Origin of the sequence: Pseudomonas frederiksbergensis (assembly GCF_003732705.1) — a bacterium.
GTDB classification, from domain to species: Bacteria; Pseudomonadota; Gammaproteobacteria; order Pseudomonadales; family Pseudomonadaceae; genus Aquipseudomonas; species Aquipseudomonas frederiksbergensis_F.
Genome location: NZ_MOBR01000004.1, coordinates 278,960 through 291,226 on the forward strand (window position 1 = coordinate 278,960; position 12,267 = coordinate 291,226).

General features: G+C 58.0%; 10 protein-coding genes. 2 read left to right on the forward strand and 8 right to left on the reverse strand.

Annotation, left to right across the window (positions count from 1 at the left end; genetic code table 11):
• Positions 1-87 precede the first annotated feature (87 nt).
• Positions 88-2,292 carry an OsmC domain/YcaO domain-containing protein gene (locus BK667_RS03500; protein ID WP_123596811.1) on the forward strand — a complete coding sequence of 735 codons (2,205 nt, stop codon included), beginning with the start codon at positions 88-90 and terminating at the stop codon, positions 2,290-2,292.
• 69 nt (positions 2,293-2,361) lie between these two features.
• Here BK667_RS03500 and BK667_RS03505 read toward each other — a convergent pair whose 3' ends face one another.
• Positions 2,362-2,895, reverse strand: a complete 534-nt coding sequence (locus BK667_RS03505) for a single-stranded DNA-binding protein (protein WP_123596812.1) — start codon at positions 2,893-2,895, stop codon at positions 2,362-2,364.
• A 9-nt stretch (positions 2,896-2,904) separates the two neighbouring features.
• Positions 2,905-4,302, reverse strand: coding sequence for an MFS transporter (locus BK667_RS03510; RefSeq protein ID WP_123596813.1), 1,398 nt, complete (start codon positions 4,300-4,302; stop codon positions 2,905-2,907).
• Positions 4,303-4,493: 191 nt separating this feature from the next.
• On the opposite strand from BK667_RS03510, the gene uvrA reads away from it, so the two are divergent.
• Positions 4,494-7,328, forward strand: a complete 2,835-nt coding sequence (gene uvrA / locus BK667_RS03515; protein WP_123509954.1) for an excinuclease ABC subunit UvrA — start codon at positions 4,494-4,496, stop codon at positions 7,326-7,328.
• A 140-nt stretch (positions 7,329-7,468) separates the two neighbouring features.
• On the opposite strand, the gene bfr is transcribed toward uvrA, so the two are convergent.
• The 6 genes from bfr to rpsK all read right to left on the reverse strand — a co-directional run bounded on the left by bfr (position 7,469) and on the right by rpsK (position 12,260).
• Positions 7,469-7,933 (reverse strand): bacterioferritin, encoded by a 465-nt coding sequence (bfr, locus tag BK667_RS03520; RefSeq protein ID WP_123596814.1) that lies wholly within the window; start codon positions 7,931-7,933, stop codon positions 7,469-7,471.
• A 155-nt stretch (positions 7,934-8,088) separates the two neighbouring features.
• The gene (locus tag BK667_RS03525; protein WP_123596815.1) at positions 8,089-9,537 is read right to left on the reverse strand and encodes a catalase; all 1,449 of its coding nucleotides are present in this window, start codon (positions 9,535-9,537) and stop codon (positions 8,089-8,091) included.
• Positions 9,538-9,778: 241 nt separating this feature from the next.
• Positions 9,779-10,165 carry a 50S ribosomal protein L17 gene (gene rplQ / locus BK667_RS03530; protein ID WP_007896790.1) on the reverse strand — a complete coding sequence of 129 codons (387 nt, stop codon included), beginning with the start codon at positions 10,163-10,165 and terminating at the stop codon, positions 9,779-9,781.
• Between the two features lie 42 nt (positions 10,166-10,207).
• Positions 10,208-11,209 carry a DNA-directed RNA polymerase subunit alpha gene (locus BK667_RS03535; protein ID WP_003186012.1) on the reverse strand — a complete coding sequence of 334 codons (1,002 nt, stop codon included), beginning with the start codon at positions 11,207-11,209 and terminating at the stop codon, positions 10,208-10,210.
• A gap of 22 nt (positions 11,210-11,231) precedes the next feature.
• On the reverse strand, positions 11,232-11,852 hold the full coding sequence (gene rpsD / locus BK667_RS03540; protein ID WP_003210056.1) for a 30S ribosomal protein S4: 621 nt from the start codon (positions 11,850-11,852) through the stop codon (positions 11,232-11,234).
• An 18-nt stretch (positions 11,853-11,870) separates the two neighbouring features.
• Positions 11,871-12,260, reverse strand: a complete 390-nt coding sequence (gene rpsK, locus BK667_RS03545) for a 30S ribosomal protein S11 (RefSeq protein ID WP_002555466.1) — start codon at positions 12,258-12,260, stop codon at positions 11,871-11,873.
• Between the last annotated feature and the right edge of the window lie 7 nt (positions 12,261-12,267).

The window sequence follows — 12,267 nt, forward strand, 5'->3', positions numbered from 1 at the left end:
GGTTCTGGACCCGACAACGACAAGACATACGTCTGAAAAGCCGGATAATGGCGGCCAATTCGTCTGCCGTTATGCTGGTAATCCCCCATGGAAATCAAGGTCAACTTTCTCGACAACCTTCGACTTGAAGCCAAGTTCGACGACTTCACGGTGGTGGCCGATCAACCTATCCGCTACAAGGGCGATGGTTCGGCACCGGGTCCGTTCGATTATTTCCTGGCTTCGTCGGCGTTGTGTGCGGCTTATTTCGTGAAGTTGTACTGCGACACTCGCAGTATTCCCACCGAAAACATCCGCCTGTCGCAGAACAACATTGTTGATCCGGAAAACCGCTACAACCAGATTTTCAAGATTCAGGTCGAGTTGCCGGCGGATATCTCCGACAAGGACCGCCAGGGCATCCTGCGCTCCATCGACCGCTGCACCGTGAAAAAAGTGGTGCAAGCCGGGCCTGAGTTTGTGATCGGGGAAGTCGATAACCTCGACGCCGACGCCCAGGCGTTGTTGATGCCGGCGTCCAGTTCAGAGGCGAGCACCTTTATCGCCGGCAAGGACCTGCCGCTGGAGCAGACCATCGCCAACATGTCAGCCATTCTGGCTGACTTGGGCATGAAGATTGAAATCGCTTCGTGGCGCAATATCGTACCCAACGTGTGGTCGCTGCACATCCGCGATGCGCACTCGCCGATGTGTTTCACCAACGGCAAGGGCGCGACCAAAGAAGGCGCGTTGGCATCGGCACTGGGCGAGTTTATCGAGCGCCTGAACTGCAACTTCTTCTACAACGACCAGTTCTGGGGCGAAGACATCGCCAACGCGCCGTTTGTGCATTACCCGGACGAACGCTGGTTCAAGCCTGGCCGCAAAAACGCGCTGCCAACTGAAATTCTCGACGAGTACTGCCTGAAGATTTACAACCGCGACGGCGAGCTGCGTGGTTCCCATCTGATCGACACCAACTCGGGCAACGAAGAGCGCGGCATCTGCTCGCTGCCGTATGTGCGCCAGTCCGACGGCGAGGTGGTGTATTTCCCGTCCAACCTGATCGAAAACCTGTTCCTGAGCAACGGCATGAGTGCCGGTAATACGCTGGCCGAAGCTCAGGTGCAGTGCCTGTCGGAGATCTTCGAGCGCGCGGTCAAACGCGAAATCATCGAAGGCGAATTCGCCCTGCCAGATGTGCCGGCCGAGGTGCTGGCGAAATACCCAGGGATCCTGGCCGGGATCCAGGCGCTGGAAGAACAAGGCTTCCCCGTATTGGTGAAGGATGCGTCCCTGGGCGGTGAGTTCCCGGTGATGTGCGTCACGTTGATGAACCCGCGCACTGGCGGTGTGTTCGCCTCGTTCGGCGCACACCCGAGTCTGGAAGTGGCGCTGGAACGCAGCCTCACCGAATTGTTGCAGGGCCGCAGCTTCGAAGGCCTCAACGACCTGCCGCAGCCGACCTTTGAAGGTCATGCGGTGACCGAGCCGAACAACTTCGTCGAGCACTTTATCGACTCCAGCGGCGTGGTGTCGTGGCGCTTCTTCAGCGCCAAGTCGGATTACGAATTCGTGGAGTGGGACTTCTCCGGCCAGGGTGAAAACTCGAACGCCGAGGAAGCCGCGACCTTGTTCGGCATTCTCAAAGGCATGGGCAAAGAATCGTACATGGCGGTCTACGAGCACATCGGCGCAACGGCGTGCCGCATCCTGGTGCCGGACTACTCGGAAATCTATCCCGCCGACGATCTGATCTGGGACAACACCAACAAGGCACTGTTCTTCCGCGCCGACATCCTCAACCTGCATCGCCTGGACGAAGACGAACTGCAAGCGCTGGTTGAGCGCCTGGTGGAAAGCGAGCTGGACGACTACACCGACATCACCTCGTTGATCGGCATCGAATTTGACGACAACACGGCGTGGGGTCAGCTGACGATCCTGGAGTTGAAGCTGCTGATCTATCTCGCCCTGCAGCAATATGAAGAGGCGAAAGAAGCGGTGGAAATGTTCCTGCAGTACAACGACAACACGGTGGAACGTGGTTTGTTCTACCAGGCGGTCAATGTGGTGCTGGAGATGAAACTGGACGAAGACCTGGAACTGGAAGACTACGAGGCCAATTTCCGACGGATGTTTGGCAACGAGCGCACGGAAGCAGCGATCGGCTCGGTGGACGGCAGCGTGCGCTTCCACGGCTTGACGCCGACCAGCATGAAACTGGAGGGGCTCGACCGGCACCTGCGGTTGATCGACAGCTACAAGAAGCTGCACACGGCACGGGCCAATGTGACCGCTTCAGCCCGTTAAACAGCGCCCACAAAAAAGCGAAGCCAGATGGCTTCGCTTTTTTGTTTACGGTTCTGAAAAAGCTGCGGATCAGAACGGGATATCGTCATCAAAGCTGTCGAAATCCGGAGCCGGCTGTGGCGCTGCCTGCTGTGGAGGCGGAGCCTGGCGCGACTGCTGCGGTGCCGACGACTGCTGCGGGCGCGGAGCCTGCTGCTGGCGTGGGGCTGGAGCGGACTGCTGGTAGTTATTGCCCCCGCCTTGTTGGTCGCCCTGCTGTGGACGGCCGCCCAGCAATTGCATGGTGCCTTGCATGTCGACCACGATTTCAGTGGTGTAACGCTTGATACCGTCTTTTTCCCACTCGCGGGTTTGCAGCTTGCCTTCGATGTAGACCTGCGAACCTTTACGCAGGTATTCGCCGGCGATTTCGGCAACCTTGCCGAACATCGACACACGGTGCCATTCGGTCTTCTCGACCTTCTGACCGGTTTGCTTGTCGGTCCACTGTTCGCTGGTCGCCAGACTCAGGTTGGTCACGGCGTTACCGTTAGGCAAGTAGCGAACTTCGGGATCCTGGCCGCAAGTGCCGACCAATATGACTTTGTTAACCCCACGGGCCATAACGTTCTCCTAGGCTACGCACGCTGCCTCGGCCGGGTTGTTCACCAGGCGCTCAAGGGTCGTGCGATCCAATAGTTCTGTGTCCAATTTGATGTAAATCGCCGCTTCGTCTGCGACGACCACTGCATCTGTTACCCCTACGACGGCCTTCAGGCGCTCAACCAGACCCGCTTCGCGGATCGCCTCGGGCGACAACGGCAAGCGCAGGCTCGTGACATAAGGTGGTTCGCGCATGGTAACAGCAAAGGCCAGCCAGAGGGCAGCCAGGCCGGCGCATCCGAGGAAGACAACCGACAAACCGCCATGCTGGAACATCCAGCCGCCGAGGATCCCGCCCAGCGCCGAACCAAGGAACTGGCTGGTGGAATAAACCCCCATCGCCGTGCCTTTGCCGCCCGCCGGTGAAACCTTACTGATCAGCGAAGGCAAGGAAGCTTCCAGCAAGTTGAACGCGGTAAAGAACACCACCGTCCCGATCACCAGAGCCCGCAAGCTGTCGCCGAACTGCCAGAAGAATAGCTCAGTGAGCATCAGCGTCGCGACGGCGCCCAATAAAACTCGTTTCATTTTGCGTTTCTTCTCGCCGTAAATGATGAACGGGATCATGGCGAAGAAGGAGATCAGCAACGCAGTCAGGTAGACCCACCAGTGCTGCTCTTTGGGCAGCCCGGCTTTTTCCACCAGGGCCAGGGGCAGTGCAACGAAGCTCGACATCAACATTGCATGTAACACAAAAATGCCCAGGTCCAGGCGTAGCAGGTCCGGGTGCTTGAGGGTCGGGATCAGCGCCTGGCGCGCCATACCGGACTCGCGATGCTGCAACGGACCCGTGGCGCGCGGCACCATGAACATCACGATCACGATACCGAACAACGCCATGCCGCCGGTGGCGAGGAACAGCCCGGACAGCCCGAACGCGCGGGTCAGCAACGGCCCGACCACCATGGCGATAGCAAACGACAGACCGATCGTCATGCCGATCATGGCCATGGCTTTGGTCCGGTGCTGCTCGCGGGTCAGATCTGAAAGCAAGGCCATGACCGCCGCGGAAATCGCCCCGGCGCCTTGCAGGACGCGACCGGCAATGACGCCCCATATCGAATCGGCATTGGCTGCCAGCACGCTGCCCAGGGCGAAAACGATCAGCCCCAGATAAATCACCGGGCGCCGGCCGATGCGATCGGAAATGAAGCCGAACGGAATCTGGAACAGCGCCTGGGTCAGGCCGTAAGCGCCAATCGCCAGCCCGATGAGGGCCGGGGTCGCTCCCGCCAGATCCATGCCATAGGTCGCCAGTACCGGCAACACCATGAACATGCCAAGCATACGGAAGGCGAACACCAGGGCCAGACCGCTGGCTGCGCGGGTCTCACTGCCACTCATGCGTTCGCTGTGGGGATCGTGCATGGAAAAACCTCATGTGAACCGGCGGCGATTCTACCAGTCCCATCGATTGACGGGGTATATCGCGACGCTATGACGCGCATAGATGACGCAGTCTTCATGTAAGCCTGCGCGCCCTGCATTTGATAGTGTGCATCCATCCAGTATTTGGCCGTATACTCCTACGTTTTCGACGCCCGCCGAGCGAGGCCACTTTGGACAAGATCCTGATTCGTGGGGCCCGAACCCACAACCTGAAGAACATCGACCTGACCCTGCCACGGGACAAACTGATCGTCATCACCGGCCTGTCCGGATCCGGCAAGTCGTCCCTGGCGTTCGACACGCTGTACGCCGAAGGCCAGCGCCGCTACGTCGAATCGCTGTCGGCCTACGCCCGGCAGTTCCTGTCGATGATGGAAAAGCCTGACGTCGACACCATCGAAGGCCTGTCGCCGGCGATCTCCATCGAACAGAAGTCGACCTCGCACAACCCGCGTTCGACCGTCGGCACCATCACCGAAATCTACGACTACCTGCGCCTGCTGTACGCCCGCGTCGGTATTCCGCGCTGCCCGGATCACGACATTCCGCTGGAAGCCCAGACCGTCAGCCAGATGGTCGACCTGGTTCTCGCGCAACCGGAAGGCAGCAAATTGATGCTGCTGGCCCCGGTGATTCGCGAGCGCAAAGGCGAGCATCTGTCGGTTTTCGAAGAACTGCGCGCCCAGGGTTTTGTACGCGCCCGGGTCAACGGCCGGCTCTGCGAGCTGGACGAGTTGCCGAAACTGGATAAACAGAAGAAGCATTCGATTGATGTCGTGGTCGACCGCTTCAAGGTCCGCGCCGATCTTCAACAGCGTCTGGCCGAATCCTTCGAGACTGCGCTGAAACTGGCGGACGGCATTGCGCTGGTAGCACCGATGGACGACGAGCCCGGCGAAGAGATCATCTTCTCCGCCCGCTTCGCCTGCCCGATTTGCGGTCACGCGATCAGCGAGCTGGAACCCAAGCTGTTTTCCTTCAACAACCCGGCGGGCGCCTGCCCGACGTGCGATGGCCTGGGCGTTAAGCAGTTCTTCGACATCAAACGCCTGGTGAATGGCGAACTGACCCTGGCCGAAGGCGCGATTCGCGGCTGGGACAGGCGTAACGTCTATTACTTCCAGATGCTGGGTTCGCTGGCGTCCCATTACAAGTTCAGCCTCGAAGTGCCGTTTAACGACCTGCCGGCCGATCAGCAGAAATTCATCCTGCACGGCAGCGGTTCGCAGAACGTTGACTTCAAATACCTGAACGACCGTGGCGACATCGTCAAGCGTTCGCATCCGTTCGAAGGCATCGTGCCGAACCTGGAACGCCGCTACCGCGAAACCGAGTCCGCCTCGGTCCGTGAAGAACTGGCCAAGTTCCTCAGCACCCAGCCTTGCCCGGATTGCCGTGGCACGCGTCTGCGCCGAGAGGCGCGGCACGTGTGGGTTGGCGAGAAGACCTTGCCGGCGGTGACCAATCTGCCGATTGGCGATGCTTGCGAATATTTCGGCGTGCTGAAACTTACCGGCCGCCGTGGCGAAATTGCCGACAAGATTCTCAAGGAAATCCGCGAGCGCCTGCAGTTCCTGGTTAACGTGGGTCTCGATTATCTGTCGCTGGATCGCAGTGCCGACACCTTGTCTGGCGGTGAGGCTCAGCGAATTCGCTTGGCCAGTCAGATCGGCGCCGGTTTGGTGGGGGTTCTGTACATCCTCGATGAACCGTCGATTGGCTTGCACCAGCGGGACAACGATCGTTTGCTCGGCACCCTCAAGCACCTGCGGGACATCGGCAACACGGTGATTGTGGTCGAGCACGACGAAGATGCGATTCGTCTGGCGGACTATGTGGTGGACATCGGCCCGGGGGCCGGCGTGCATGGCGGCCACATTGTTGCTGAAGGCACCCCAGCCGAAGTCATGGCTCACCCGGATTCGTTGACCGGCAAGTACCTGTCAGGCCGGGTGAAGATTGCCGTGCCGGCCAAACGTACACCGCGCAACAAGAAGATGACCTTGTCGCTCAAGGGCGCCCGTGGCAACAACTTGCGCAATGTCGATCTGGAAATTCCGCTGGGTCTGCTGACCTGTGTGACTGGCGTGTCCGGTTCAGGCAAATCGACGCTGATCAACAACACCCTGTTCCCGTTGAGCGCCACGGCACTCAACGGCGCCACGACCCTTGAAGCGGCCGCTCACGACAGCATCAAGGGCCTGGAGCATCTGGACAAGGTTGTGGACATCGACCAGAGCCCGATCGGTCGGACGCCTCGCTCCAACCCGGCGACTTACACCGGGCTGTTCACGCCGATTCGTGAATTGTTCGCTGGCGTGCCTGAGTCCCGCTCCCGTGGCTACGGCCCGGGGCGCTTCTCCTTCAACGTGAAGGGCGGGCGCTGCGAAGCCTGTCAGGGCGATGGCCTGATCAAGGTGGAAATGCACTTCCTGCCGGACATCTATGTCCCGTGCGACGTCTGCAAGAGCAAGCGCTACAACCGCGAAACCCTTGAGATCAAGTACAAGGGCAAGAACATCCACGAAACCCTCGAGATGACGATCGAGGAAGCGCGGGTGTTCTTCGACGCGGTGCCGGCGCTGGCGCGCAAGCTCCAAACGTTGATGGATGTCGGCTTGTCGTACATCAAGCTGGGTCAATCGGCGACGACGCTGTCCGGCGGCGAAGCCCAGCGAGTGAAACTGTCCCGCGAGCTGTCCAAGCGCGATACCGGCAAGACCCTGTATATCCTCGATGAGCCGACTACCGGCCTGCACTTCGCGGATATCCAGCAATTGCTCGACGTGCTGCATCGCCTGCGTGACCACGGCAACACAGTGGTGGTGATCGAGCACAACCTGGACGTGATCAAGACTGCCGACTGGTTGGTGGATCTTGGACCGGAAGGCGGTTCCAAAGGCGGGCAGATCATTGCTGTTGGTACGCCGGAAGAAGTGTCGGAGATGAAGCAGTCCCACACTGGTTTCTACCTCAAGCCGCTGCTGGCTCGCGACAAGGCCTGAATCGGGCCCATGAAAAAGCCCCTGTCACTTTATCGGTGACAGGGGCTTTTTTATGTCTTGCGCCTGTAGGAGCAAAGCTTGCTTGCGATGGCGACTTCTAAAACGCTATCGCCGGCATGCCGTGCGCTTACAAAGCAGAATCAGAACTGCGATTGCAGGTAATTCTCCAGACCGATCAACTTGATCAGACCAAGCTGCTTTTCCAGCCAGTAGGTGTGATCTTCTTCAGTGTCGGCCAGTTGAATACGCAGGATCTCACGGCTGACGTAGTCCTTGTGCTGCTCGCAGAGCTCAATGCCTTTGCAGAGTGCGGCACGGACCTTGTATTCCAATCGCAGGTCTGCAGCGAGCATGTCAGGCACTGTGGTGCCCACATCCAAGTCGTCTGGACGCATGCGCGGCGTGCCTTCGAGCATAAGGATGCGGCGCATCAGAGCATCGGCGTGCCCTGCTTCCTCTTCCATCTCGTGGTTGATACGTTCGTAGAGCTCGGTGAAACCCCAGTCCTCGTACATCCGCGAATGGATGAAATATTGATCACGCGCCGCCAGTTCGCCGGTCAGCAACGTGTTGAGGTAATCGATTACGTCTGGGTGGCCTTGCATCGCCCTACATCTCCCTGCTTGAAAGTCTGTAGTTTGAACCAAGCCGACTGTTTGGTCACGCCGCTTGCGCGATAAAAGCGAAGATATTCTGAGAAAAGTGGTTTAAATAACGCAAAAACCGCCCAAATGAGGGCGGTTCTGCTTATCGTTTAGACTTAGTTAAGCTGTACACCCAACGCCTTTGCGATTGCTTCTCCGTACGCCGGGTCAGCTTTGTAGAAATGCTGCAACTGACGATCAACCACATCACCGGAAACCCCGGCCATCGCACCGGCGATGTTGTTGACCAGCAGGGTTTTCTGCTCATCCCTCATCAAGCGGAACAGCGCACCGGCGTGGCTGTAGTAATCGGTGTCTTCGCGGTGATCGTAACGATCTGCCGCACCACTCAAGGCCAATGCAGGCTCGGCGTAACGCGGCGCTTGTTTCGGCGACTCCACGTAGCTGTTCGGCTCGTAGTTAGGTGCCGCACCACCGTTGCTGCCGAAAGCCATGGAACCGTCGCGCTGGTAGGTATTGACCTGATTGCGCGGAGCATTCACCGGCAGTTGCTGGTGGTTGGTGCCGATACGGTAGCGGTGGGCATCGGCGTAGGCGAACACACGACCTTGCAGCATGCGATCCGGCGACAGACCAACACCCGGAACCATGTTGCTCGGACCGAATGCCGCTTGCTCTACTTCGGCGAAGTAGTTCTGCGGATTGCGATTGAGCTCCAGCTCACCGACTTCGATCAGCGGGAACTCTTTCTGCGACCAGGTCTTGGTCACGTCGAACGGGTTTTCGTAGTGCTCCGCGGCCTGGGCCTCGGTCATGATCTGGATGCACACGCGCCATTTCGGGAAATCACCGCGCTCGATCGCACCGAACAGATCGCGCTGGGCGTAATCCGGATCGGTACCGGCCAGGCGTGCGGCGTCTGCCGGCGCAAGGTTCTTGATCCCTTGCTGGGTTTTGTAGTGCCATTTCACCCAGTGGCGCTCGCCTGTAGCGCTGATCAGGCTGTAGGTGTGGCTGCCGAAGCCGTGCATGTGACGGTAGCCGTCAGGGATGCCGCGGTCCGAGAACAGGATGGTGACCTGGTGCAGCGCCTCTGGAGAGTGCGACCAGAAGTCCCACATCATTTGTGCGCTTTTCAGGTTGCTTTGCGGCAGGCGCTTTTGCGTGTGGATAAAGTCAGGGAATTTCAGCGGATCGCGGATGAAGAACACAGGCGTGTTGTTACCAACGATGTCCCAGTTGCCTTCTTCGGTATAAAACTTGAGAGCGAAGCCGCGTGGATCGCGCTCGGTATCAGCCGAACCGCGCTCACCGCCTACGGTGGAGAACCGCAGGAACGTCGGGGTTTGCTTGCCGACGGATTCGAACAGTTTGGCGCTGGTGTACTCAGTGATGTCACGGGTAACGGTGAACGTGCCGTAAGCACCCGAGCCTTTGGCGTGAACGCGACGCTCAGGGATGTTTTCACGGTTGAAGTGGGCAAGCTTCTCGAGCAGATGAAAATCGTCGAGCAGCAACGGGCCGCGAGGACCGGCGGAACGGGAATTCTGGTTGTCGGCGACAGGAGCGCCACTGGCGGTCGTAAGCGTTTTGTTTTGGCTCATGCGATCTTCTTCCTCTGTCAGTTTTGGAACTGCCGGCTAATCGGCGTGGGACGGAGTATTGACCATTGATCAGGAAGGCTACAAATTCATTAATTTGTGGCGATCAATAGAAAAATACTACCAACGAAACCCGTTCGCATCATGACGGCAGAAACCGCAGGGAAGCTTGTATAAACAGCGCATTTCTTACAGGCACAAAAAACCGGGCACTAGGCCCGGTTCTTCGTTTCAGACTGACGTCTTACTCAGCGGATACTGCTTCACCGCCAACTGGACGATCAACCAACTCGACGTACGCCATAGGCGCGTTGTCGCCAGTGCGGAAGCCGCACTTGAGGATGCGCAGGTAGCCACCCTCACGGGTAGCGTAACGCTTGCCCAGGTCGTTGAAGAGCTTACCAACGATAGCTTTCGAACGAGTACGGTCGAAAGCCAGACGGCGGTTAGCCAGGCTGTCTGTCTTGGCCAAAGTGATCAGCGGCTCAGCAACGCGACGCAGTTCTTTAGCTTTCGGCAGTGTAGTTTTGATCAGCTCGTGCTCGAACAGCGACACTGCCATGTTTTGAAACATGGCCTTGCGGTGCGAGCTAGTGCGGCTCAGGTGACGACCACTTTTACGATGACGCATGGTTCATTCCTTACCAAACACAACGTTCGGTGATTACGACGATCAGGCAGTCGCCTTGTCGTCCTTCTTAAGACTTGCAGGCGGCCAGTTGTCGAGGCGCATGCCGAGGGACAGACCGCGGGAGGCCAGAACGTCCTTGATTTCAGTCAAGGATTTCTTGCCAAGGTTCGGAGTCTTCAACAGCTCTACTTCGGTACGCTGAATCAGGTCACCGATGTAGTAGATGTTTTCCGCCTTAAGGCAGTTAGCCGAACGTACAGTCAGTTCCAGATCGTCAACCGGGCGAAGCAGGATCGGATCGATCTCGTCTTCCTGCTCGACAACCACTGGCTCACTGTCACCTTTGAGGTCGACGAACGCAGCCAACTGCTGTTGCAGGATGGTTGCAGCGCGGCGGATAGCCTCTTCAGGATCCAGGGTACCGTTGGTTTCCAGATCAATAACCAGCTTGTCCAGGTTAGTACGCTGCTCGACACGGGCGTTTTCCACCACGTATGCGATACGGCGAACCGGGCTGAACGAAGAGTCAAGCTGCAAGCGACCAATGCTGCGGCTTTCGTCTTCATCGCTCTGACGCGAGTCTGCCGGTTCATAACCACGACCACGAGCTACGGTGAGCTTCATGTTCAGGGCGCCGTTAGACGCCAGGTTAGCGATTACGTGATCGGGGTTAACGATCTCGACATCATGATCCAGCTGAATATCGGCAGCGGTAACCACCCCCGAACCCTTCTTCGACAAGGTCAGCGTAACTTCGTCACGGCCGTGCAGCTTGATAGCCAGACCTTTAAGGTTCAACAGGATTTCAATTACGTCTTCCTGTACACCTTCGATGGCGCTGTACTCGTGGAGCACACCGTCAATCTCGGCCTCGACTACTGCACAGCCGGGCATTGAGGACAACAGGATGCGTCGCAGCGCGTTGCCCAGGGTGTGGCCAAAACCACGCTCGAGAGGCTCGAGAGTGATCTTGGCGCGGGTTGGACTGACAACCTGCACATCAATATGGCGGGGTGTCAGGAACTCATTTACCGAAATCTGCATGGATGCACCTATTTTCTAGCCCTTACTTGGAGTAGAGCTCGACAATCAGGCTTTCGTTGATGTCGGCGGACAGATCACTGCGAGCGGGAACGTTCTTGAAAACGCCCGACTTCTTCTCAGTGTCTACTTCTACCCATTCTACGCGGCCACGTTGGGCACACAGATCGAGAGCTTGGACAATGCGAAGTTGGTTCTTTGCTTTCTCGCGAATCGCGACCACGTCACCAGCACGAACCTGGTAAGACGGTACGTTTACGGTCTGACCGTTAACGCTGACGGATTTGTGCGATACCAGCTGACGGGATTCGGCACGAGTAGAGCCAAAACCCATACGGTATACAACGTTGTCCAGACGGCATTCGAGCAGTTGCAACAGGTTTTCGCCAGTTGCACCTTTCTTGCCAGCAGCTTCTTTGTAGTAGCCGCTGAATTGACGCTCGAGAACGCCGTAGATACGACGGACCTTCTGCTTTTCACGCAGTTGGGTGCCGTAATCGGACTGGCGACCGCGGCGTTGGCCGTGGATACCAGGTGCTGCTTCAATGTTGCACTTCGATTCGATCGCGCGCACGCCGCTCTTCAGAAAGAGATCGGTGCCTTCACGACGAGCGAGTTTGCATTTTGGACCAATGTAACGAGCCATTCTTTACAATCTCCTGGATTACACGCGGCGCTTCTTCGGCGGACGGCACCCGTTGTGCGGGATTGGCGTCACGTCGGTGATGCTGGCGATCTTGTAGCCACAGCCGTTCAAAGCGCGGACTGCGGATTCACGACCTGGGCCTGGACCTTTGACGTTAACGTCGAGGTTTTTCAGACCGTATTCCAGCGCAGCTTGACCAGCACGTTCAGCAGCTACTTGAGCAGCAAACGGCGTGGACTTGCGGGAACCGCGGAAACCCGAACCACCGGAGGTAGCCCAGGAAAGAGCGTTGCCTTGACGGTCGGTGATGGTCACGATTGTGTTGTTAAACGACGCGTGGATGTGGGCGATGCCATCAACCACTGTCTTTTTAACTTTTTTACGAGGACGAGCAGCAGGTTTAGCCATGATTAAT